The organism is Streptacidiphilus sp. ASG 303 (genome assembly GCF_020991365.1).
Classification (GTDB): domain Bacteria; phylum Actinomycetota; class Actinomycetes; order Streptomycetales; family Streptomycetaceae; genus Peterkaempfera.
On sequence record NZ_JAJLRA010000001.1, the window covers coordinates 215,931 to 239,218 of the forward strand.

The 23,288-nt window shown below is 76.2% G+C and carries 18 protein-coding genes and 1 pseudogene; 8 read left to right on the plus strand and 11 right to left on the minus strand.

Annotated elements, in window-relative coordinates; genetic code table 11:
• Positions 1 to 2 precede the first annotated feature (2 nt).
• Complete coding sequence (locus LO771_RS00990) at positions 3 to 1,082, minus strand: M4 family metallopeptidase (RefSeq protein WP_230647328.1); 1,080 nt, start codon at positions 1,080 to 1,082, stop codon at positions 3 to 5.
• Positions 1,083 to 1,336: 254 nt separating this feature from the next.
• Positions 1,337 to 2,686, minus strand: a complete 1,350-nt coding sequence (locus LO771_RS00995; RefSeq protein ID WP_230647330.1) for a DUF2637 domain-containing protein — start codon at positions 2,684 to 2,686, stop codon at positions 1,337 to 1,339.
• 453 nt (positions 2,687 to 3,139) lie between these two features.
• Here LO771_RS00995 and LO771_RS01000 point away from each other — a divergent pair, with 453 nt between their 5' ends.
• From LO771_RS01000 to LO771_RS01015, 4 genes are all read left to right on the plus strand, one after another.
• Positions 3,140 to 4,159 (plus strand): BadF/BadG/BcrA/BcrD ATPase family protein, encoded by a 1,020-nt coding sequence (locus LO771_RS01000; protein ID WP_230647332.1) that lies wholly within the window; start codon positions 3,140 to 3,142, stop codon positions 4,157 to 4,159.
• A 177-nt stretch (positions 4,160 to 4,336) separates the two neighbouring features.
• A complete protein-coding gene (locus tag LO771_RS01005) occupies positions 4,337 to 5,518 on the plus strand; it encodes an anhydro-N-acetylmuramic acid kinase (RefSeq protein WP_230647334.1) in 1,182 nt (393 codons plus the stop codon).
• A gap of 430 nt (positions 5,519 to 5,948) precedes the next feature.
• Positions 5,949 to 6,716: an alpha/beta hydrolase gene (locus LO771_RS01010; protein ID WP_230647336.1), complete on the plus strand. Its 768-nt coding sequence runs from the start codon at positions 5,949 to 5,951 to the stop codon at positions 6,714 to 6,716.
• A gap of 304 nt (positions 6,717 to 7,020) precedes the next feature.
• On the plus strand, positions 7,021 to 7,473 hold the full coding sequence (locus LO771_RS01015) for a hypothetical protein (RefSeq protein WP_230647338.1): 453 nt from the start codon (positions 7,021 to 7,023) through the stop codon (positions 7,471 to 7,473).
• A 54-nt stretch (positions 7,474 to 7,527) separates the two neighbouring features.
• Here LO771_RS01015 and LO771_RS01020 read toward each other — a convergent pair.
• The 7 genes and pseudogenes from LO771_RS01020 to LO771_RS01050 form a co-directional block, all read right to left on the minus strand.
• Positions 7,528 to 7,766: pseudogene (locus LO771_RS01020) on the minus strand (transposase); the annotation flags it as partial.
• 103 nt (positions 7,767 to 7,869) lie between these two features.
• On the minus strand, positions 7,870 to 9,492 hold the full coding sequence (gene dacB, locus LO771_RS01025) for a D-alanyl-D-alanine carboxypeptidase/D-alanyl-D-alanine-endopeptidase (protein ID WP_230647340.1): 1,623 nt from the start codon (positions 9,490 to 9,492) through the stop codon (positions 7,870 to 7,872).
• A 194-nt stretch (positions 9,493 to 9,686) separates the two neighbouring features.
• Positions 9,687 to 10,754, minus strand: coding sequence for an ABC transporter ATP-binding protein (locus LO771_RS01030; RefSeq protein ID WP_230647342.1), 1,068 nt, complete (start codon positions 10,752 to 10,754; stop codon positions 9,687 to 9,689).
• Positions 10,751 to 11,770, minus strand: coding sequence for an ABC transporter ATP-binding protein (locus LO771_RS01035; RefSeq protein WP_230647344.1), 1,020 nt, complete (start codon positions 11,768 to 11,770; stop codon positions 10,751 to 10,753). The genes LO771_RS01030 and LO771_RS01035 overlap by 4 nt, the downstream gene beginning before the upstream one ends.
• A complete protein-coding gene (locus LO771_RS01040; RefSeq protein ID WP_230647346.1) occupies positions 11,767 to 12,678 on the minus strand; it encodes an ABC transporter permease in 912 nt (303 codons plus the stop codon). Before LO771_RS01040 ends, LO771_RS01035 begins: the two co-directional genes overlap by 4 nt.
• Before the next feature lie 2 nt (positions 12,679 to 12,680).
• Entirely contained in the window at positions 12,681 to 13,673 is a 993-nt protein-coding gene (locus LO771_RS01045) for an ABC transporter permease (protein WP_230647348.1), read from the minus strand.
• A 158-nt stretch (positions 13,674 to 13,831) separates the two neighbouring features.
• Positions 13,832 to 15,658: an ABC transporter substrate-binding protein gene (locus tag LO771_RS01050; RefSeq protein ID WP_230647350.1), complete on the minus strand. Its 1,827-nt coding sequence runs from the start codon at positions 15,656 to 15,658 to the stop codon at positions 13,832 to 13,834.
• A 240-nt stretch (positions 15,659 to 15,898) separates the two neighbouring features.
• Here LO771_RS01050 and murQ point away from each other — a divergent pair, with 240 nt between their 5' ends.
• Positions 15,899 to 16,810, plus strand: coding sequence for an N-acetylmuramic acid 6-phosphate etherase (gene murQ / locus LO771_RS01055; RefSeq protein ID WP_230647351.1), 912 nt, complete (start codon positions 15,899 to 15,901; stop codon positions 16,808 to 16,810).
• Positions 16,811 to 16,882: 72 nt separating this feature from the next.
• Here murQ and LO771_RS01060 read toward each other — a convergent pair whose 3' ends face one another.
• Entirely contained in the window at positions 16,883 to 17,842 is a 960-nt protein-coding gene (locus LO771_RS01060) for a MurR/RpiR family transcriptional regulator (RefSeq protein WP_230647353.1), read from the minus strand.
• Between the two features lie 235 nt (positions 17,843 to 18,077).
• On the minus strand, positions 18,078 to 19,400 hold the full coding sequence (locus tag LO771_RS01065) for a serine hydrolase (protein WP_230647355.1): 1,323 nt from the start codon (positions 19,398 to 19,400) through the stop codon (positions 18,078 to 18,080).
• Positions 19,401 to 19,559: 159 nt separating this feature from the next.
• Here LO771_RS01065 and LO771_RS01070 point away from each other — a divergent pair, with 159 nt between their 5' ends.
• The 3 genes from LO771_RS01070 to LO771_RS01080 all read left to right on the plus strand — a co-directional run bounded on the left by LO771_RS01070 (position 19,560) and on the right by LO771_RS01080 (position 23,272).
• The gene (locus LO771_RS01070; protein WP_230647357.1) at positions 19,560 to 20,507 is read left to right on the plus strand and encodes a GNAT family N-acetyltransferase; all 948 of its coding nucleotides are present in this window, start codon (positions 19,560 to 19,562) and stop codon (positions 20,505 to 20,507) included.
• Entirely contained in the window at positions 20,504 to 21,679 is a 1,176-nt protein-coding gene (locus LO771_RS01075; RefSeq protein WP_230647359.1) for an exo-beta-N-acetylmuramidase NamZ domain-containing protein, read from the plus strand. The genes LO771_RS01070 and LO771_RS01075 overlap by 4 nt, the downstream gene beginning before the upstream one ends.
• A gap of 105 nt (positions 21,680 to 21,784) precedes the next feature.
• On the plus strand, positions 21,785 to 23,272 hold the full coding sequence (locus LO771_RS01080; RefSeq protein ID WP_230647361.1) for a diaminopimelate decarboxylase: 1,488 nt from the start codon (positions 21,785 to 21,787) through the stop codon (positions 23,270 to 23,272).
• Positions 23,273 to 23,288 lie beyond the last annotated feature (16 nt).

Sequence of the window (23,288 nt, forward strand, 5' to 3'; positions counted from 1 at the left end):
GGTCAGACGCCGGGGATGCCGCGGGCCGCGAACGCCCGGCGGACCGCGTCGGCGGCCCCGGCGCCGTACATGCGCCGGGCGGTGTCGACGGTGGTGGCGGCCGCGGCGGCGAAGTCGGTGTCCGGGGCGAAGCCGAACTGCGCGTCCACGATGATCCGGTCGGCGGTGCGGGCGCCCAGGGCGTTGCGGATGTCGTACAGGGCCCGGGACCAGATCTCGCCGTCGGCGTGCACCTCGCCGACCTTGTCGGCGTAGGTCCTGTCCGTGTCGATGCGGCGCAGGCAGTGGGGGGTCGCGGAGGTGTAGGAGGTGGAGTCCCAGTCGGCGACGCAGGCGTCCGGGGTGCGGCGCGGCCAGCCGTACCGGGCGTCGGCGGCCAGGCCGACCTCGACGGCGAGGTAGTCGCCGAAGGCCTCGCCGATGGCGCCGGCCTCCTCGGAGGCGCCGAAGCCCGGCACCTGGGCGGCGTGCACGGCGTGGCCGTACTCGTGCACGACCACCTCGGCGTCCTCGGCGTCGTCGACGCCGCCCTTGCCGTAGCGGATCTCGGCCTTGCGGTCGGTGAAGAAGGAGTTGTCGGCGCCCCACTGGTCGATGCGCACGGGCTGCGCGCGGTCGTTGGCGCCGGGCAGCTCGCTGCCGAAGCCGAGGCCCTGCAGGTACTCCTGGGCCTCGTTGACCCAGAAGTACGCCATGACCTGCTCGAACTGGTCGGCGCTGCGGGTGTAGCGGAAGTCGCCGGTGGCGGAGGACGCCAGGGCTCCGGTGCTGGAGCTGACGGTGGCCCAGCGGCCGGTGAGGGTGCCGCTGCCGTCCAGGTTGCGCAGCGGGACGGTGGCGTAGGCGTCGGCGGGGACGGCCGTGTCGGCGTCCTTGGCGTCGGTGAGCGCCTCGTCGCCGGAGGACTGGACGGGGTTGACCATGAACACCCGGCCGACGGCGGGGGCGGCCGTCCCGGAGGGGGCGGGCCGGGCGGCGGCGGGGGATGCGGGCAGCGCGGCGAGCGAGGCCGCGGCGGCGGTCACGGCGGCGAGTGCGGCCAGGCGGGAGCGGGTCTGCGGGCCGGGGGCGGGGCGGCGCAAGGGGTCCTCCAGGGCGTGCCGGGTCGGCGGACGCGCGGGGCGGCGGTGGTTCGCCGCACCGCGGCGGAGCTTGGTCCGGCAGCATGCCCTGTCGGCGGGCGGATGACCAGCCCCCGCGGCGCGCCGCCCGCGCGGGCTGACGGGCGGGCCCGGGCGGACGGCGGGACGGGCCGGAAGGCAGCCGCCCCGCCCCGGGAGGGCCGGGAGCGGGGCGGGGCGGGGTGCGGACGGGGAGCGCGGACCGGCGTCCGGGCTCAGAGGGCGAGGGCGGACTCGACGGCGCGGCGCCGGTGGAAGTCGGGGAGCATCGACTCCAGGACCTCGGCGGGGACCCGCTCACCGTTGCGGGGGATGCCGACGCGGGCCAGGTGGTCGGAGAGCTCGGCCGCGGTGAGGATCTCGCCGTACTCGTCCGCGTGGCGTCGCCAGGCCTCGTAGTAGCGGAACTCGGGCAGGTAGCGGCGGAGGTTGCCGGGGCTGACGGGGTTGCCGTGGCGGCCCATGACGTTGTGCTCGGCGAGCCAGGCCGAGAGCTGGTCGCCGCTGGGCTCCTCGCCGTGACGGGCGATGTAGCGGCGCCACGCCGCGTAGTACCGGTCGGGCGCCGTGGTCTGCCCGGCGGCGCCGCTGTCCTCGGCGCGGGGGTCGTCCGACGGCGCGTCCGGGGAGCCGTGCGACGGGACGTCCTGCGGCCGGTCCCAGGGCTGCACGGAGGGGTCGTGCGCGGAGGCGTCGTGCGCGGAGGGGTCGTACGCCGCCTGGTCGTGCGCGGTGGGGGCGGGCAGCCACAGCGGCCGGCCGGCCGCCGCGCCGGGGTCCGTGCCGGGAGCGCCGGCCTGCGGCCGGCGGGAGGGCGCGGACGGCAGCGCCTCGCCGCCGTGGCGCAGGCCGTGGACCGCCGGGGGCAGGACCGCGGGGTCGATGCCGGCCGCCGCCAGGCCCGCGCCGGCGGTCTCGGCGAGGGGGACGCCGTAGCGGGCGAGCCGCAGCGGCAGCAGCGTCTGCACGGGCGCCTTGCGGCGCCAGTCGGGGCCGAACTGCGCGCTGAGGTGGGCCTGGTAGATCAGCTTGGAGCGTTCGTGGCCGATCGCGGTGTCGTAGGAGCGCAGCTCCCAGAGCTTCATGATCCGCCACAGCTTCGCCGTGGAGTACGGCGCGAGGAGCCACCGCACGAAGCGGACCGAGTCCATGTGGCGGTCGGCGGTGAGGTCGGCGATGCGGCCCACCGCGTGCCGCGCCGCCTCGACGATGACGACGAACAGCAGGGGCGCGATGGCGTGCATCCCCACGCCCACCGGGTCGGGCCAGGCGGTGGAGGCGTTGAAGACGACGGTGGCGGCGGTGAGCGCCCAGGCGGACTGGCGCAGCAGCGGGAAGGGGATGCGCAGCCACGTCAGCAGGAGGTCGAGCGCGAGCAGGACGATGATGCCGGCGTCCACGCCGACGGGGATGACGTTGGAGAAGGCCCCGAAGCCCTTGTGGTACGCCAGGTTGCGGACCGCTCCGTAGGAGCCGGCGAAGCCGATGCCCGCGATGAGCACCGCGCCGGCCAGGACGATGCCGGCCAGGACGCGGTGGGCGCGGGTGATGCGCGGGTGAGCCACAGCTGTTCGTTCCCTGCTTCGGGGTCTGCTGACGGCTCAGCTTTGCACACCCAATTGTCCAACAGTGAGAACCTTCTGACGTTTGGTGACGTGAAAGAGTGATGGGATGCGCTTTGTCGACTCCCGATGCCTGCCGTCGGCCCCCCTCCGGCGCGGCCCGGCGGCGGCGCGCACGGAGGCGCAGGCCGGGCGGAGGCGGAGGCCGGGCGGACGCGGGCCGGGGGCGCGGGGCCGGGCGCCCCGAAGGCGGGGCGCCCGGAGGCGGGGTACCCGGAGGCGGGGTGCCCGGACCACACCGGCCCTTCCGTGGGATATTTACGATCTCCTTCGATTTCTGTTGCTTCTTGACATCGGGAGTCCGCGCTTCCGATACTCGCTGGACCGCGGACCCGGCCGTTCCGGCCGCCGCGCGGCCGCGATCCGGCCGACCCGCCCCGGGAGGAGAGCGCGCCCATGAAGGCCCTGCTGGCCGTGGACCTCGGCAAGACCGGCTGCCGCGCCGCGCTGTGGACCGGCCCCGCCGACGCGCCCGCCGCGGTCCACGAGGCCGCGGGCGCCCCGGGGCTCGCCCAGGCGGGCGGGGTGGCCGCCGCCGAGGCCGCGGTGCTCGCGGCCGCCGCCCCGCTGCTCGCCGCAGCCGACGGCGGGGACGGGGGCGGGAGCGACGGGAGGTCCGGGAGCGGCGGCGGACCGCTCGCCGCGGTGTGCGTGGGCGCCGCGGGCGCGGCCGCCGCACCCGACGCGGCCCGGGAGCTGGCGGAGCGCCTGCTGGCGGCGCTCCCCGTCGCGGAGGCCGCGGTCGCAAGCGACGCGGTCACCGCCCACGCCGGGGCCCTCGGCGGCGGCCCCGGGGTGGTGCTCGCCGCCGGGACGGGGGTGGTCGCCGTGGCGGTCGGCGCCGACGGGACGCTCGCCCTGGTGGACGGCTGGGGCCCCTGGCTGGGCGACGAGGGCGGCGGGGCGTGGATCGGGCTCGCCGCCCTGCGCGCGGCCCTGCGGGCGCACGACGGACGGGGGCCGGACACCGCCCTGCGCGAGGCCGCGGCAGACCGGTTCGGACCGCTCCCGGGCCTGCCCGCGGTCCTCGGCCGGGAGGCCAACCCGGCGCGCACCGCCGCGTCGTTCGCACCGGCGGTCGCCCGCGCGGCCGCCGACGGGGACCCGGTCGCCGACGGCATCCTGCGGGAGGCGGCCGAGGCCCTGGCCGGGGCGGTGGCGGCCGCCGCACGGCGGTCCGGCGGGGCGGGCCCCGTGCCCGTCGCGCTCACCGGCGGCCTCCTGCGCCTCGGGGCACCGCTGACGGAGCCGCTCGGCGCACTGCTCGACCGCTGCGACCCGCCGCTGCGCCTGCGGGAGGCGCTCGGCGACCCGCTGGCCGGGGCCCGGGTGCTCGCGGCGGCCCGGGACACCCCCCACGAGGCGTCCGTCGTCCGGCTGCGGCGCCCCGCCGGGCCCGCACGGCCGGACGCCTGACCCGTACCGACGGACGCCCGTCCGCACCGTCGGACGCCGGGCCCGTGCCGCGGTGCCCTGCTCCCGCCCCTGCGCCGCAACCGTCCGGACCCCTGCCGTCGGGCCCGCCGCCCCTCCCCCGGCCGTCCGGCCCGCTCCCCCCTCCCCCGTCCGCACCCCCAGGCCAGGAGGCCCCCCGTGCGCGTGATCGGCCTGATGTCGGGCACCTCCCACGATGCGATCGAGGCGGCCGCCGCCGACCTCCGCCTGGAGGGCGACGCGCTGGTGATGCGCCCGGTCGGCGCGCTCGGCACCCCGTACCCGCCGGACCTCCGGGCGCGGATCGCCGCCGCGCTCCCCCCGGCCGCCACCAGCGTCGAGGACGTGTGCCGCCTGGACACCGGCATCGGCCGGGCCTTCGCGGACGCGGCGGTCCGCGCGCTGGAGGAGCTGTGCGGCGGCGCCGCCGACCTGGTGGTCTCGCACGGCCAGACCGTCCACCACTGGGTCGAGAACGGCCGGGTCCACGGCACCCTGCAGCTCGGCCGGCCCGCGTGGATCGCCGAGGCCACCGGGCTGCCCGTGGTGTCCGACCTGCGCAGCGCCGACGTGGCCGCGGGCGGCCAGGGCGCGCCGCTGGTCGGCGCGGTCGACGCGCTGCTGCTGCGGGGGCGTCCGGGCACGCCCGCCGCGCTCAACCTGGGCGGCATCGCCAACGTCACCGTGGTGCCGCAGGGCGCGGACCCCGTCGCCTTCGACACCGGACCCGCGAACGCCCTGGTGGACGCGGCCGTGCGGCACTTCAGCGGCGGTGCGGCGGAGTACGACGAGGACGGCCGGGGGGCCGCCGCCGGGCGGGTGCACCCGGGTCTGCTGCACCGGCTGCTCCAGGATCCGTACTACCGCAGGCCCGCGCCCAAGAGCACCGGCAAGGAGCACTTCCACCTGCCGTACCTGCTGGACGCGCTGGCCGCCGAACCGGTCGGCCGCCCGGAGGACGTGCTGGCGACGCTCACCCGCCTCACCGCCGTGACGGCGGCGGAGGCCTGCCGCGCCCGCGGCGTCACCGAGCTGGTGGTCTCCGGCGGCGGCGTCCGAAACCCCGTGATGCTGCGGATGCTCGGCGAGGAGCTGCCGGGCGTGCCGTTGCGGCCGAGCGACGGGCTGGGGGTGCCGGCGGCGGCGAAGGAGGCGCTGGCCTTCGCGGTGCTGGGGTTCCTGACGGTGCACGGGCTGCCCGGCGCGCTGCCGTCGTGCACGGGGGCGCGGCGCGCCGCGGTCCTCGGCAGCATCACCCCGGGGCGCGGGCCCCTGCGCCTGCCGGAGCCTGCCGCCGCGCCGCCGCGGCTGCTGCGGGTCGAGGCGGCCCCGTCGGACTGACGGTACGCCACCGGACGCCCGACAAGGCCCGGCGGCCCGGCCCGGACCGGGTAGTGCTCGTCCGCGCGGCCGGCGGCACCGGGGCGGTGGCGGCGGTCGGGCGCGGCGGCGGCCTCCCCGAGGACGTCCGGGGGCAGCGGGGCCGACGCCGTGCGGCGCCACCGGACCGGGACCTGAAGGACTCCTGACGCGGCTGGGCGGGGCGCCGGTCCGGAGGGACGGGTCGTCCGGGATCACGTGGTGGGGAAAGGGCTGGGCAGGCCGATGACCGGGCTGGTAGCTTTCACGCGACCGAGACGCCGGCCGAGGAGGTGGGACCCGTGAACGCTGTATCGATGTGGGTGCTCCCTCTCCCGTCGCGGTCGGGCGGCTGACGCAGGTGCCGCCGGGAGCGCCTCGACACCAAGGCACTCCCGAAAGGCACCATCCCATGCACTCTCTGCAGGTCACGTCCGAGTCGTCGTCGAACGGCATGGTCGAGCGCGACTTCACCGTGGGCGGCGTCCCCGGTGTCCTCTGGTCGCCGGCCTCCGACCCGGCCGGCCGCGCGCCCCTGGTCCTGATGGCCCACGGCGGCGGCACCCACAGGAAGCACCCGTCGATGTCCGGCCGCGCGCGGCTCCTGGTGGCCGGTTGCGGCTTCCACGTCGCCGTCCTCGACGCGCCCGGCCACGGCGACCGGCCGCGCACCGCGCACGACGAGGCGGAGGTCGCCGCCCTGTTCGCGGCACGGGCGGCCGGCGAGCCGGAGGGCCCGATCGTCGTGCGCTACAACGACCACCTGGCGGAACTGGCGGTGCCCGAGTACCGGGCGATGCTGGACGCCCTCCAGGAGCTCCCGGAGATCGGCCCCGACGGGCCGGTCGGCTTCTGGGGCATCAACATGGGCACCGCGATCGGCATCCCGTTCGTGGCGGTCGAGCCCCGGATCACCGCTGCGGTCTTCGGCCAGCACTGGCCCGACGCCCTCGCCGAGAAGGCGAAGCAGATCACCGTCCCGGTCGAGTTCGACCTGCAGTGGGACGACGAGCACATCCCGCGCGAGGCGGGCCTCGCGCTGTTCGACGCCTTCGCCTCGAAGGAGAAGTCCCTGCACGTGAACTCGGGCAGGCACAAGGAGCTGCCCCGGTTCGAGGCCGACAGCGCCGCCCGGTTCCTCGCCCGGCACCTCGGCCGGACGGTCACCGCGCAGGCCTGACGCGGGCAATCGCGGCGCCCGGCCGACGGGCCGGACGCCGCGACCGCGGCCCCGGGTCGGGACCGCGCATCCGGCCGGACGGGCTGCCCGCTGCGGTGGGGTCCGTCCGGCGGCAGGTGCCGGGCGGCGGCAGGTGCCGGTCCGGCGCGTGGTGCCGGAGGCGCCGTCCGGTCCTGGGGGCGGGGTGGGCAGGCGCCGGCCCGGTGGCGCGAGGCGCCGACCGCGGAATTTCCTGTTGAACCGTCAGATAGGACATGACAGGATCACGCCCGACCTTGATCACCTAGGTGCGGAAAGGACCCGGATGACCAGGACGAGGAACCGGATGGCCACCCTGCTGGCGGCGACCGCCGTGGCGGTCGGCGCCTCCTTCGGCTCCGGCGCGGGCAGCGCCTCGGCGGCGCCCCGGCTCACCACGACCACGAGCACATACCAGAACGGCGACTCGGTGGTCATCTACCTCTACGCCGACGGCGACTACGCCGGATACGTGAACTGGAACGCCGACCCGACGGGCGACGCCCCCGGGGACGCGCTGCGGGCGCACGACGGCGGGGCCGACGGCTGGGGCGTCAAGGGCACCGTCATGGACGCCTGGACCTACCGGGTGGCCTCGACGCAGGGGCACTCCTCCCCCTACACGACCCCGTGGCAGACCGGCGACCTCACCGAGGGGACCCGGCTGCTGCTCGACGCCTGCCTGGTGAAGGGCACCGAGAAGGTCTGCACCGGCTACGACACCTACGTCTACGCGTAGTCACGTCCGGTCCCCGGACGGGGGCGGGCGGCGGGGGCAGTGACCCCCGGCGCCCGCCGACCGGCACCGGTGCCGCTGGCGGACCGTCCTCCCGCTCCCGGACCGCTCCGGCAGGTCCCGCCACGGGACGCCGGTCCACTGCCGGAACGTGATCCCGTCGACCACCCTGCGGTGCTCTCGCTCCACCGCCCGCCCCGCCGGCCGCCCTCGGGCAGGTGCGGCTCCGGCCGGGCCCGCTCGCCCCTCTCCGGATCACCCCGCCCTGCGGCAGGCACGACGAGCGGGCCGGGCATGGCATGGCAGGGGTGACCAGGTCCGGCGGGCCCGGGCGCGCCGCAGCCGCCGCCCACGGGTGGGCGGCGGCCGGCGGCAGGGTGCAGGGTGTGCGGGGGTTGGTCAGCAGGCCGGGCGCAGGGCGCAGCGGTCCGGGTCGGCGCCCGGACCGCGGGTCTTCGCGGGGTGCGGGGCGGGCAGGGTCCGCGGCGGCGCGGCGGCGGACCGCGCCGCGGCGGCCGGGCCGCCGGCGAGGCGGACGGCGATGGCGTCCTGGAGCGGGCGCGGGCTGGAGCCGAGGTAGCCGTCGAAGTCGGCGACGAGGATCAGCCTGCGGCCGTCGGGGCCGGTGACGTACCCGGCCAGGGCGGTGACCCCGGTCATGGAGCCCGTCTTGGCGTGGAGGTTCCCGGCGGCTGCGGTCCCCCGCATGCGGTTGGTGAGGGTGCCGCCCTCGGGCTCGGGCACGCCGGCGACCGGCAGCGCGTCGTACCAGGTGGCGAACCAGGGCTCGGAGCGCACCGCGCGCAGGAGCACTGCGGTCTGGCGGGCCGTCACCTGGTCGTAGCGGGTGAGTCCGGAGCCGTCGGCCTGGCGGATCTGGGAGGTGTCCACGCCCTTGCCGCGCACGTAGTCGGAGACGGCCTTCAGTCCGGCCGACCAGCTGCCCTCACCGGAGACCTGGAGGCCGGTCTCCTTGACCAGGTGCTCGGCGATGCCGTTGTTGCTCTCCTTGAGGAAGGGCTTCAGCAGTTCGCCGAGGGGGGCGGAGTCGTGGTGGGCGAGGACGCGGGCGCCGGCGGGGGCCGCCTGCTCGGCGGTGCCGTGCAGGACGCGGACGCCGTGGCGGGCGAGGGCGGCGCGGAAGACGGCGGCGGTGTAGCCGGTCGGGTCGTCGACGGTGACGAGGTTGGTGTCGGGGCCGTTGTCGGCGGCGAGGGAGCCGGAGAGGACCACCTCGTTGCCGCCCTCGCGGCGCAGGACGGAGGCGGAGTAGCCGCTGCCGGGCGCGCCGGTGGTGACCTGGCCCGTGAGGTGGATCGGCGCCTCGGCGGGGGTGACGGTGACGGTGGCGGGGTCGCCGGCCCGTGCGGCGGGGGTGAGGGTGACGACGGCGGTGTCCATGGCGTCGTCGTCGGTGGGCGAGAGGGTGAGGGCGGATATCTGGGGGGCGTAGTCGTAGGAGAGGTCGTCCCAGGACCAGCCGGAGCCGAGGCGTTCGGCGTCGTACCGGGTGTCGTCGGCGGTGAGGCGGCCGGTGACGGTCCGCACGCCGGAGGCGGCGACCCGGGCGGCGAGGGCGTCGAGGTCGGCGGGCTGCAGGCTGAAGTCGCCGCCGCCGCGCAGCACCAGGTCGCCGTCGAGGACCGCGCCGTGGCGGGCGCCGGCGGCGAGCACGTCGGTGCCGAAGCGGCGGTCGGTGCCGAGGTGGTGGAGGGCGGCGGCGGAGGTGAAGGTCTTGAGGGTGGAGGCGGGGAGCAGGTGCTCGTCGGCCTGGTGCTCGTAGAGGACCTGGCCGGTGTCGGCGTCCTCGACGACCACGCCGGCACGGGCGCCGGCGGCGCGCGGGTCGGCGAGGATGCGGTCGAGGTCGGCGCGGAGCGTCGGGTCGCCGTCCTGGGCGGCGGTCTGGGCGGCGGCCCTCGGCGCCGCGGCGGGCGCGCCCGCGTGGGCGGTGCCGAGGGCGCCGAGGGTGAGCGCCGCCGTCACGGCGGGGACGAGCAGGCGGTACCTGGTCCGGGGCAAGGCTTCTCCTGGGCGTGTGCGGCGGGGAGGGAGCGGGGCCGTGCTGCGGTGCGGGCGGTGCCGGTGGTGCATTGGTGCGGCGGTGCGGGGCGGTGCAGGCGGTGCCGGTGGTGCGGGCGGTGCCGGTGGTGCGGGCGGTGCGGCGGGGTCCGCCGTCCCGGGGCGCGCGCTCGGGCTCCGGGACGGCGGACCGGTCAGACGGCGGCCTCGACGGCGACGACGTGCCGGGCCTCGGGGTGCAGGCAGGCGTGGCGGTGGTCCCCGGCGTCGCCGGCACCGGCGGCACCGTCCGCGCCGCCCGGGTCGTCCGCGCCGCCCGCGCCGTCCCCGAGCCGGACGAGGGCGGGCCGCTCCGCGGTGCACGCGTCGGTGGCGAAGGGGCAGCGGGGCGCGAAGAGGCAGCCGGGGGTGTCGGTGCGCTCGTCGAGGGAGGCCAGCGGGACCAGCCGGTCCGGGCCGGGCTCCTCGATGCCCCGCAGCACGGGGATCGCGGAGAGCAGGCACTGCGTGTAGGGGTGGACGGGCGCCTGGATGACCCGGTCGGTGGGGCCTCGCTCGATGACCTGGCCGCGGTAGATGACGTGCAGTTCGCCGCCCTCGCCGACGTACCGGGCGGTGGCGACGTCGTGGGTGATGAAGAGCAGCGAGATGCCGAGGCGTTCGCGCAGGTCGCGCAGGAGGGAGAGGATGCCGAGCCGCATGGAGACGTCGATCATCGAGACGGCCTCGTCGGCGATGAGCACCTCGGGGTCGACGGTGAGGGCGCGGGCGATGACGACGCGCTGGCGCTGGCCCCCGGAGAGCTGGTGCGGGTACTTGCCGAGGACCCCGTCAGGCTGGAGGCCGACCAGCTCCAGCAGCTCGGCGGCGCGGTCCTCCTGCTCGCGCCGGGAGGCGCCGGTCTCCTTGGCACGCATCCGCAGCGGGTCGCCGAGGATCTGGCCGACGGTCCGGGTGGGGTTGAGCGCGGAGTACGGGTCCTGGTGGACCATCTGGATGCGGCGGAAGTACGGGGCGCGGCGGCGCGGGGAGAGGCCGGACAGCTCGGTGCCGTCGACGACCAGCTCGCCGCCGTCGAAGGTCTCCAGGCCGGTGAGGATCTTGCCGAGGGTGGTCTTGCCGCAGCCGGACTCGCCGATGAAGGAGACCGCGCCGCCCTTGGGGAGGGTGAAGTCGACGCCTCGCAGGGCGTGGACGGTGCGCGGGCCGGTGAAGGCGCCGTGGGTGCGGTAGGTGCGGGTGATGTTCCTGGCCTCGATCACGGCCGGTCTCCTGTCGGGTCGGCGTGGCACGCCCGGTACCGGCCGGGGGTCCACTCCACCAGGGCGGGGTCCTCCTCCTCGCACACGGCGGAGGCGAGCGGGCAGCGGTCGCGGAAGACGCAGCCCGTCGTGGCGAGGGTGGTGAGGTCCGGGGGCCTGCCGGGCAGCGCGCGGGCCCGGGTGGTGTCGCCGACGATGCGCGCGGTGGCGCCGATGAGGGCGCGGGTGTACGGGTGGGAGGGGCGCTGGAGGACCTCCAGGGCGGGGCCGTGCTCGACGATCCGCCCGCCGTACATGACGGCGAGCCGGTCGGCGACCTCGGAGACGACGCCCATGTCGTGGGTGACGATGAGCGTGGCGAGGTTGTTCTCGCGGTGGACGGCGCGGACGATGTCGAGGACCGCGGCCTGGGAGATCATGTCGAGCGCGGTGGTGGGCTCGTCGAGGATGAGCACCCGGGCGTTGAGGACGAGCGCGAGGACGATGCCGACGCGCTGGCGCATGCCGCCGGAGAGCTCGTGCTGGTAGGAGTCGAGGACGCGGTCGGCGTCCAGCCCCATGCGCTCGGCGAGCTCCCGGGCCCGGCGGACCAGGCCCTGGAGGTCCTCGACCTCGTGGGAGCGGCCGAGGTCGAGGAGCTGCTTGCCGACGGTCTTCAGCGGGTTGAGGGAGTTCTGCGAGGCCTGGAAGACGTAGCCGAGGGCGCCGCCGCGGACCCGGCGCAGGCGCTTGCCCTCCAGCTTGGTCACGTCGCCGACGCCGGCGACCTCGACGCTGCCGGAGGCGATGCGGCCGGGCGCGGGCACGGCGTTGAGCAGGGAGAGGGCGAGGGTGGACTTGCCGGAGCCGGACTCCCCCACCAGGCCGGTGATCTCGCCGGCGCGCAGCTCGATGCCGGCGCGGGAGACGGCGGGAAGCTCGCCGCGGTCGGTGCGGTAGACCACGGTGAGGTCGCGGACGCTGACCTCGGCGCTGCGGTCCTCGGTGGCCGCGGGGGTCTGCAGGGTCTCCGTCATGACCGCTCCCTCAGTCGCGGGTTGAACAGCTCGTCGATCGCGTCGAGGAAGAGCACGATCCCCAGGGTGATGAGCAGGATGCACACCAGCGGCGCCAGCAGGTAGGTGAGGGCCTCGGGGCTGTTCATGACGCCGCCGGAGAAGACCGCCTGGTTGAGCATCACGCCCCAGTTGCTGCTGGAGAAGGGCACCACGCCGAGGAAGAACAGGGCGACCTCGGCGCCGATGAACTGGATGACCGCCAGCAGCAGGTTCATCGCCACGAAGGGGGCGATGTTGGGCAGCAGCTCGCGGACGATGACGTGCCGGGTGGGCAGGCCCAGGCCGCGGGCGGCCTCCAGGAAGCCGCGTTCGCGCAGCGACAGGGTCTGCGAGCGCACGGCGCGGGCGACGCCGCCCCAGCCGGTGACGCCGAGGACCAGGCCCATCTGGAGGGGCTGGCCGAAGCTCCACAGGGTGGAGAGGACGATCAGCAGGGGCAGGCCGGGGATGGTGAGCACGAAGTCGGTGGCGCGCATGAGCGCCGAGTCGGCGAGTCCGCGGTGGTAGCCGGCGACCAGGCCGACGGTGGTGCCGATGACGACGGTGGCGAGGGCGGCCACGGCGGCGGTGAGCAGCACGTACCGGGCGCCGACCACCAGCTCCTGGAGGACGTCGGAGCCGGCGAAGTCGGTGCCGAGCCAGTGCTGGGCGCTGGGCGGGGCGTAGATGGCCTCGGGGTCGACGGCGAGGTCGCCGGGGTACAGGTAGGGGCCGAAGACCCCCATCAGGGCGAAGAACACCAGGATGGCGAGGCCGACGATGCGGCCCGGCTTGCGGACCAGGACGCGCAGGGCGGAGGCCCAGGGGGCGCGGCGGCCGGTGCGGGGCCGCGCCGGCACGGCGGCGGCGGGTGTCGTGGCGGTCACGGTCATCGCCTCACACGGGGGTCGATCACGGAGTACAGCGTCTCGGCGAGGATGTTGGCGAGGACGATGGCGACGGTGATGAGCAGGAAGGCGCCGCCCATCAGCGGGTAGTCGCGGCTGCCGATGCTCTGCAGCAGCAGGCTCCCCAGCCCGGGGTAGTCGAAGATGTGCTCGATGATGACCGAGCCGCCGAACATGAAGCCGAACGACAGGGCCAGCACCGTGAAGAGCGGCAGCACGGCGTTGCGGCCGATGTAGCGCATGCGGGTGGCCGGGGTGATGCCGCGCAGCTCCGCGGCGAGGATGAAGTCGTCGCCGAGGGCGGAGACCACGCTCGACTTCATCGACAGCAGCCAGCCGCCGTAGCTGAGCAGCGCGTAGGTGGCCACGGGCAGCACGGCGTGGGTGGCGACGGACCCGATGTACGCGGCGTTGAGGCCCGGGGTGAGGGTGACGTCGCTGGTGTCGCCGAACGGCAGCAGGCCCCAGAGCGTGTGGAAGAGGAACGCCAGCAGCAGGGCGAGCACGAACGACGGGACGCCGGCCATGAGCGACCCGGAGAGCGACAGCAGGCCGCCCCAGCGGGAGCTGCGCCGCACGGCGGCGACGACGCCCGCGGTGACCCCGACCAGGAAGCTGACGAGCAGGCCGGTGAGGACCGGCAGGATCGTCCAGGGGGCGGCGGAGGCGATCACGTGCGAGACGGGGACGCCGCTGTAGGAGATGGAGACGCCCAGGTTGCCCCGGAGCAGCTGCCCCATGTAGCTCGTGTACTGCTGGAACAGCGACTCGTGGGAGGTGAACCCGTAGATGACCGCGACCTTGGCGCGGGCCTGCTCGGGGGCCATGCCCTGCATGACGAACTGCTCGTAGGCGGCGTCGCCCGGGTTGCCGGGGAGGGCGTGGATCAGGAAGAAGGTGAAGGTGGCGACGACGGCGGTCATCACGAGGCCGGCGGCGAGCCTCACCGAGAGTCTGCGGAGGAAGCCCTTCATGTGCTCTCCCTGGGGCGGTCCATGCGCTACTCCTCGTCCGGGGTGCGGTGCTGGGCGGGGGGCGGTGGGGGGCGGTGCGTGCGGGGCGGGGCGGGGTGGGGGGGCCCCCGGGGCGGGCCCCGCACCGGGCGGTGCGGCGGCGGCGCGGGCCGCCCCTGCTACTTGGCGGACTGCACGTATCCCTGCATCATCCAGACGCCGGGCGGGTTCGCCAGCAGCGCGTTGTCGCCCTGCTGCGGGAACTTCGCGAACCGCTTGCCGCTGACGAACTGTACGTTGGTGTAATCCCAGATCTGGATCACCGGCAGCTGCTGGTTGGTCGCGGCGGCGAGCTGCTGGACGATCGGCTTCTGCGCGTCGGGCTCCAGGGTGCTCAGCTTCGCGGTGAGGGCGCCCGGGTCGACGGTGGCGCCGTCCACGGTGAAGGAGGTGGCGGTGTTCTGCCAGTTCCCCGAGCCCTTGCCGGTGCTGTGGGTGACCTTGGTGCCGACCGCGGTGTAGCCGTCGTCGGCGCCGTACAGGCGCTGGAAGGCGGCGTCGGTCTGCGGGCCGAGCGCGGTCAGCCAGAAGCCGACGGCGTACTTGCCCTCGGCGATCTCCTTCTTGTACGTGCTGAAGTCGGCGGTGAGCGCCGGCTTCGTGGGGATGCCGAAGGAGGACAGCTCGTTGGCGATGACGGTGGCCGCGGAGATCCAGTCACTGAAGCCGTTGACGGTCTGCAGCGTGATGGTCCAGGGCTTGCCGTCGGGCAGGAGCCACTTGCCGTCGCCGCCCTTCCTGAAGCCGGCGCCCTTGAGCAGCTGCTCGGCCTTGGCGGGGTCGTGCGCGTAGGGGTCGAGCTTCCCCTGCTGGTCGGGGGTGAGCCACTTCTCGACCATCGGCTGGATGAGGCCGGTGGTGGTCTTCGACGCGGTGCCGCCGACGGGCTCGGCGACCTTCGTCACGGCCTCGCGGTCGATGACGTGGGCCAGCGCCTGGCGGACGGCGAGCTTGTCGTACGGGGCGACGCTCTGGTTGAAGGCGATGGCGGCGTCGACGTAGCTGACCGAGTCGACCCGCTTGTTGCCCGCCTTGAGGATGCGGTTGAGCACGTTGGTCGGCATGGAGGTGTAGGGCGCGGCGTCGAGCTCGCCGTTGGTGAGGTAGCCCCAGATCTGCTCGTTGCCGGTGTAGTGGCGGATGACGACCTGCTTGGGGGCGATCTTGTCCGCGGCGTAGAAGTGGGGGTTGCGGTCGAGGACCGCGGAGCCGGGGTTGACCCGGGTGATGACGAAGGGGCCGGCCGAGACGTCCTTGGCCGGGGCGAAGGCGGAGACCTTCTGGCCCACGGCGTTGAGCTTGTCGACGGCGGCCTGGGCCGCCTTCGCGGCCCCCTTGTCGGGGTTCTGGCTGGCGTGGACGGTGTCCCACACGTCGGCCGGCAGCAGCGGGCCGTAGACGCTCCTCGGCACGATCTTCTGGGTCAGCACCAGGCGCGGGAAGTGGATGTTGTGGGCCCCGGCGACCTGCTCCAGGCGGACGGTGTGCGGTCCGACGGCCTTGACGTCGGCGACGTCCAGGCCCTGGGTGAGCACGCCGGCGCCGACGGTGGCGCTGCCCTGGGTGAGGGCGATGGCCATCGAGGTCTTCACGTCCTCGGGGGTGACGGGGGTGCCGTCGGACCACTTGGCGCCCGGCTGCAGCTCCACGGTGAGGCCGGTGTCGTCGGCGGTCCAGCTCTTGGCGAGGCCGGGGAAGAAGTCGTTGGGGTCGGCCGGGTTCTTCTTGCTGAAGCCCAGCTGCATCTGGTCGTAGCCGAGGAAGCTGTTGCCGGAGGCGTTGAAGGGGTTCATCGGCGCGCCGGCCGTGATGGGGTTGTTGCCGTCGATCGTCGTGAAGACCTGGCCCGCCGCCGAGCTGCCGCCCGCAGGGGTGGAGCACGCACCGGCGCCGCAGAGGAGGAGCGCGGCGCCGAGGGGGAGCGCCGCACGTCTGACGAGTTTCATGGGAGTGGGACTCCGATCGACCGTGGTGGGGGCTGTGCTGCAGTGTGCCGACCGTAGGAGCACGGGCGACCCCTAGTCAATGAGTTACACGGAAGTCTTCCTTTTCGTAACTTGACGACCTGAACGGCGCTCCTCCGCCCTGCTGGGCCGGAGGTTGGAAAGCCACCTGCCGATCGGCGGGGATGTTGCAAAATGACTTCCGGCGCAGCACGATGGCAGCGACCGAGAGGACACCCCCTGATGAGTACGAGTCGTTCCGTCCGTGTCACGGCGCCCACCGAGCGGCGCAACCCCCGCACCCTCCGCATCGACCAGGTCACCCCGCTGGAGGCGCTGCGCCTGCTCAACGCCGAGGACGCGACCGTCCCGGGGGCCGTGGCCGCCGTACTCCCCCTCCTCGCCCGGGTCGTCGAGGTCACCGCGGAGCGGCTGCGGGCCGGGGGGCGGCTGCACTACTTCGGCGCCGGCACCTCGGGCCGGACGGCGGTGATGGACGCCGCCGAGCTCATCCCGACCTTCTCGCTGCCCCCGGGCGTCGTCGTCGCCCACCACGCGGGCGGACCGCAGGCCCTGGTCCAGCCGGTCGAGGGCACCGAGGACGACGACGCCCTGGGCGCCGCGGACGCCGCCGGGGTGACCGCGGCCGACGTCGCCGTGGGCATCGCCGCCAGCGGCCGCACCCCGTACGTGGCGGGGGCCCTGACCGCGGCCCGCGCCGCCGGGGCCTTCACCGTGCTGGTCAGCTCCAACCCCGAGGCGCCGCTGGCGCACCTGGCCGACGTCCACCTCGGCGTCGACACCGGGCCCGAGGCCATCGCCGGCTCCACCCGCCTCAAGGCCGCCACCGCGCAGAAGCTGGTCCTCAACGGCCTGTCCACCGCGGTCATGGTCGCGCTCGGCCGCACGTACTCCAACCTGATGGTCGACGTCGCCGCGAGCAACGAGAAGCTGCGCGGGCGGCTGGTCACCATCCTCATGGCGGCGACCGACCTGGAGGAGGGGCCCTGCGCGGCGGCGCTGGCCGCCTCCGACGGCGAGCTGAAGACGGCCCTGGTGTGCCTGCTGGCGGACTGCCCGCCCGAGGAGGGCCGGCAGCGGCTGGCCGCCTCCGGCGGGCGCGTCGGCGTCGCCGTGGCGGGGCAGCCCGCGTGAGCGGTCGGGCGGGGTGGCCGCCCGCCGCCCGCCCGGGCGGCGGGTAACGGCCCCGCGCGGGCGGGGCGCGCCTCACAGCCCCCGGCTGCGCACCGCCGTGTAGGTGCGCTCCAGCGCCTTGAGGGTGCGGGCGTGGCTGCGCTGGGCGACGCCGACGAAGAGGCAGTCGACGACGGTGAGGGCGGCGATGCGGCTGGCCATCGCCCCGGAGCGGAAGGTGGTCTCCCGCACGGCGGTGGTCAGGACGTGGTCGGCGACCTCGGTGATGCCCGACCGGGGGAAGTTGGTGATGGCCACGGTGGTCGCGCCGTTGCTGCGGGCCTCGGCCAGCGCCTCGATCGTGGCCGTGGTGTCGCCGGTGTGGGAGACGCCCACCGCGACGTCGCCGCCGCGCAGCAGGGCGGCCGAGGTGAGGGCGATGTGCGGGTCGACCCAGGCGTTGACGCGGCGTCCGATGCGGTGCAGCTTCTGCTGGAGGTCGAGGGCGACCAGGCCGCTGGCGCCGACACCGTACAGGTCGATGACGTCGGCGGCGACGAGCGCGTCGACGGCCCGCTTGAGGACGTGCAGGTCCAGCTGGCCGACGGTGTCCTCGACGGCGCGGGCGTCGGCGAAGCCGAGCTTGGCGACGACGTCGGCGAGCGAGTCGCGGGGGCCGATGTCGGCGCCGACCGTGCTCCAGCCGGCCGTGCTGTCCTCGACGCTGGCGGCGGAGGCCAGGCCGATCCGCAGGTCCGGGTAGCCCTTGAGGCCGATGGCCCGGCAGAAGCGGACGACGGTCGTCTCGGAGGTGCGGCACTCGGCGGCGAGCTCGCTGATGGTCTTGGCCGCCACGCTCGCGGGGTCGGCGATCGCGGCCTCGCCGACCCGGCGCTCGGCGGGCGGGAGGGAGGGCAGCAGGGCCCGGATGTGGACGAGCACCGTCTGCGGCGGGCCGGTCGGGCCCTCCGGGGCGGCGGACGGCGCACGCGTCCCGGCGCTCCTGCGCGGCGCCGGCCTGCGCTTCGGCCGGGGCCCATCGACTGCAGTCATGTGGAAATCCTACGGAGAAGGGGGATGGATGGTATGCCGAACGCCGCGGCGGCGCCACAGGCCGTCCGGGCGGTCGGGGCGGCCGGCGGCGGACCGGTCCTGACGCACGCCCACGGAGGGTTCCGCGGGCCCGAGGGGGGCCGAGGAGCCGGCGGGGTCCGCGGCCCGGGGCGGCCCGCGGACCGGGTGCCCGCGGACCGGGTGCCCGCGGGCCGGGTGCGCACGGACCGGGTGCTCACGGGCGGGCCCTGACGGACGGGCCCGGGGCGGAGGTGTCCTCGGCCGGGGTGCCCTCGGCGAGGGCGGCTCCGGCCAGGGCGTCGGAGACCGCGCGGCGCAGCGCGACGACGGTGGACGCCTCCCTGCCGAGGTGCACGGCGTTGGTGAGCAGGACCGCCCACAGGCCGCTCACCGGGTCGAGGGCCAGGGCGGTCCCGGTGAAGCCGGTGTGCCCGGCGCCGGTGGCGGGCCAGTGCGCCGCCATGTGGTCCCAGCGGTCGCCGCGCAGCGTCCACCCGAGGCCGCGGCGGCCGTCGAGGCCGGCGGTCTGGCAGCGCAGCGCCTCGGCCCGCACCGCCCGCGACAGCACCGGGCCGTCGGGGTCCAGCCAGCAGCGCCGCAGGTAGCGGGCCAGGTCGGGGGCGGTGCCGAAGAGGCCCGCGTGGCCGCAGACGCCGCCGAGCGACTCGGCGTTCTCGTCGTGGACGACGCCCGCCTTCGGCACGCCGTCGGCACCGGGCTCGGTGGCGGCGGTCCGCGGGAGCCACGGGGCGGGGGGCAGGTAGCGGGTGGAGTCCATCCCGAGGGGGTCGAGGACGAGCTCGGCGACGGCGCGGTCCAGCGGGGCGCCCGCAGCGGTGCGGACGACCTCCCCGAGGGCGAGGAAGCCGAGGTCGGAGTAGGCGACCGCGGTGCCGGGCGCGGTGGCGAGCGGTTCGGCCAGCGCGGCGGCGAGGCGGTCGGCGGGCGCGCCCGGGAGTTCGTGCAGGGGGCGGTGCGGGGGCAGCCCGGAGGAGTGGGCGAGGAGGTGGCGGACGGTGACGCGGTCCTTGCCGGGTCCGGTGAAGCCGGGCAGGTGGCGCCGCACCGGGTCGTCGAGGCCGACGGCGCCCTCGTCGACCAGGCGCAGCACGGCGGGGAGGGTGGCGGTGACCTTGGTGAGGGAGGCGAGGTCGTAGACCGTGTCGGGGGTGACGGGGGCGGACGGACCGTGGACGGCGGTGCGGCCGAAGGCGCGGACGACCGGTTCGCCGTCGGCTCCGGAGCCGACGGCCAGGACGGCGCCGGGCAGGCGGCCGGAGGAGACGGCGGCCTCCACCAGGGCGGCCGCGGCGGCGGCACCGCGGGCGAGGCGGCCGTCGGCGGGTGCACCGGGGGCGACGGGGCCGGGCGCGCCGCCTGCGGGAGGCCCGTCGGCAGGACGCCCCGGGGCGGGCCGGTCGGAGGCGGGCCCGCCGGGGGCAGGCCGGTCGGGGGCAGGCCGGTCGGAGGCGGGCCGGTCGGAGGCAGGCCGGTCGTGGGCGGGGCGGTCGTGGGCGAGGTGGTCGGCTGGGGGCACGTCGCACCCTTCGGGGGGACGGGTCCCGGCCTGCCGGAATCGTCCGCCGACGGGTCGGGACCCGGACGGCCGGACTCTGGCAGGCCCGGACGATCGTTGGTAAGTTTCCACCGCTCGAAAGTTTTCCCATGTTAGCAAGCAACGAATGGGGCCGACAGCATGCCGGACGACGGACAGCCCTCCCTGCGCACCGCCCGCCGCGGCGACCTCCCCCTGCTGCACGGGATCGCGGCCGAGGCGCTCCGGTACGACGCCGACGCCGCCGACGTCCTGGACCTGCTCTGGCAGGGGACCGCCGACCGACCCGACCTGCGGATCGTCGCCGAGGTCGACGGCCGGGTCGCCGGCTTCGCCCTGGGCTCGCTCGGCCCCGGGCCCGCCCCCGCCCCGGACGGCACCGCCCCGCCCCGGGTGGGCCACACCAATCTGCTGGCCGTGGCGGCGGACCACCGCGGCCGCGGCCACGGCCGGGCCCTGCTCGCCGGGATCGAGGAGCGGCTGACCGCCGCCGGCGCCGGGCGCCTGGTGATCCGCGGCAGCGCCCCCCACTACGCCTGGCCGGGCATCGACATCCGCTACACCCCGGCGGTCTGCCTGGCCGAGTCCGCCGGGTACGAGCGCACCGCCGACGCCTTCAACATGTCCACCGACCTGGGCGCCGCCGACCTGGAGACCGGGGCCGACGAGCGCCGGCTGGCCGCGGCCGGGGTCCGGGTGCGCCGCCTGGAGGCCGGGGACGAGCCGCGGTTCAGCGCCTGGATGCGCTCCTGGGGCGGCACCTGGCAGGCCGAGGCGGCCACCGCGCTCACCTACGACCCGCCGCGCTGCCACGTGGCGGTGCAGGGCGAGGGCCCGGAGGAGGAGTTCGTCGGCTTCGCCTGCCACGGCGTCAACCGGCGCACCTGGTTCGGGCCGATGGGGACGGCGGAGTCCCAGCGCGGTCGCGGTGTGGGCGCGGTGCTGCTGCGGCGCTGCCTGCGCGACCAGCGCGACGCGGGGCTCACCGGGGCCGAGATCGGCTGGACCGGCCCGGTCGGCTTCTACGCCCGCACCGTCGGCTCCCGCCTGGACCGCGTCTTCCGCACCTACGCCAAGGAGCCCGCGTGACCGGGGCGGGCGCACCCGGGCCCCGGCCGCGCGTCACGACGGGCCTGGAGGCCCTGGCGGAGGACGGCTTCCGGCTGCTGGAGGGACGCCGGGTGGGCCTGCTCACCCACCCGGCGGCGGTCCTGCCGGACCTGCGCCACGGCCTGGACGCGCTGCTGGGGGCGGGCGTGGAGGTCGCCGCCGTGTTCGGCACCGAGCACGGCTTCCGCGGCACCGCCCAGGCCGGCGCCTCCGAGGACGACCGGACCGACCCGGCGACGGGACTGCGGGTGTACGACACCTACGAGCGGGGCGTGCCGGAGCTGGCCGCGATGCTCGCCGAGTCCGGGGCGGAGGTCCTGGTCGTCGACCTCCAGCACACCGGCGCCCGCTTCTACACCTACGAGTCGGCCCTCCACGACGCCCTCGCGGCCGCGGCGCTCGCCGGGGTGGCCGTGGTGGTGCCGGACCGGCCGAACCCGGTGGGCGGCCTGGCGGTGGCCGGGCCGGTCCTGGACCCCGCGCACGCGTCCTTCGTGGGGCGCGCGGCGGTGCCGGTGCGGCACGGCATGACGATGGGCGAACTGGCGGGGCTCTTCTGCGCCCTGCTGGACGTCCCGCCCGCCGAGGTCGTCCCGATGCGCGGCTGGCGGCGGGCCGACCTCTTCCCCGCCACCGGCCTGCCGTGGGTGCCGCCCTCCCCCAACATGCCGACGCCCGCCACCGCCCTGGCCTACCCGGGTACCTGCCTGCTGGAGGGCACGGAGCTCTCCCTGGGGCGCGGCACCACGACCCCGTTCGAACTGTGCGGCGCGCCCTGGATCGACGGCCGCCTGGCGCGGCGGATGAACGGGCGGGGGCTGCCGGGCGTCCGGTTCCGGGAGGCGTACTTCACCCCCGCCTCCGACACCCTGGCCGGCGAGCGGCTGTGCGGCGTCCAGCTGCACGTCACCGACCCGGCGGTCTTCGAGCCGGTCCGCACCGGGCTGGAGCTGCTCACCGCCGTCCGCGACCTGTGGCCGGACCGGCTCGTCCTGCGGCCGCGCATGCTGGACCTGCTGTCCGGGAGCGGCCGGCTGCGCCTCGCCCTGGAGGCCGGGGCCTCCGCGGAGGAGGCCGCCGCCTCCTGGCAGCCGGAGCTGGAGGCCTTCGCCGCCGTCCGCGCCCGGCACCTGCTCTACCCCGCGGAGTGACCCGCACCCCGCATCCTGGACCCGTACCGGTACACCCCGCAGGACAGGCACACCCCGCACCCCGCACCGCGCCCCCGCCCCGCCACCGCACAGACCAGGAGCAGCATGGACGGCACCTCCCGGCGCACCCCCGGCCACCCGGACGCCCCCGGCCGGCCGCAGGCCCCGGACCGCCCGCAGGCCCCCGGCCGCCCGCACGCCGCGGACCGCCCGCACGCCCCCGGCACACCGGCGGGCCCCGGCCGCGCGGCGCGGCGCGACCTGGCGGTCCGCGCCGCCGTCCGGGCCGGGCTGCTGGACCCGGACGACTCCCCGCTGGCCGCCTTCCTCGACCTCGACGGCATCGCGGCGAGCGCCGCGGCGCTGCACGCCGCGTGGCCGGCGTCCGTGTCCGTGCGGCACGCCTTCGCGGCCAAGGCCAACAGCCTCGTCCCCGTCCTGCGCCTGATGCGCCGTCACGGCCTGGGCTGCGAGGTCGCCAGTCCGGGCGAACTGGCCCAGGCGCTGGCCGCCGGGTTCACGCCCGAGGAGCTGGTGCTGGACTCCCCCGCCAAGACCCGGCCGGAGCTGACGGCCGCGCTGGCGGCGGGCGTCGCCGTCAACATCGACAACTTCCAGGAGCTGGAGCGGGTCGACGCGGTGATGGCCGGTCCCGGCAGCCGCTCCCGGATCGGGCTGCGGATCAACCCGCAGGTCGGCCTGGGCTCGATCGCGGCGATGTCGACGGCGGGCAGCGAGTCGAAGTTCGGCTTCGCGCTGGACGACCCGGGCAACCGCGAGCGGATCGTCCGGGCGTTCCTGGAGCGGCCCTGGCTGCGCTGGCTGCACGTCCACGTCGGCTCGCAGGGCTGCCCGCCGGAGCTGGCCGCCGCCGGGGTGGCCGCCGTCGTCGGCCTGGCCGAGGAGGTCGACCGGCGGTGCGGGGCCGACCGGGTCGAGGGCATCGACATCGGCGGCGGCCTGCCGGTGGACTTCACGGGCGACCGCGACGACCCGACCTTCGCCGACCAGGTGGCGGCGCTGCGCGCCGGCGCCCCCGGGCTCTTCGGCGGCCGGTACCGGGTGGTCACCGAGCCGGGCCGCTCGCTGCTGGCCAAGAACGGCTTCATGGCCTCCCGCGTGGAGTACACGAAGAGCGCGGGCGGCCGGGCCGTCGCCCTCACCCACGCGGGCGTGCAGGTCGCCGCCCGCACCGTCTTCCTGCCCGACTCCTGGCCGCTGCGGGTGCTGGCGTACGACGCCGACGGCGTCCCGCTGAAGGGCGGCGGTGCCGGCGGTGGCGTCGGTGGCGGCGGCCGGGAGACGGTGGCGCAGGACGTCGCCGGCCCGTGCTGCTTCGCGGGCGACCTGGTGGCCCGCGCCCGCGACCTGCCGCTGCTGGAACCCGGAGACCTGGTGGTGCTGCCCGACACCGGCGCCTACTACTTCTCCACCCCGTTCCACTACAACAGCCTGCCCTCTCCCGCCGTCCACGGCTTCGAGGTGGACGACGGCGGCGAGGTCCGCTTCACCCTGCTGCACCGTCAGGAGACCGTCGCCGACGTGGTCGCCCGCACCCTCGGCGAGGACGGGCCCCGCAACGGGCCCTCCTGACGAACCGCCAGCCCCA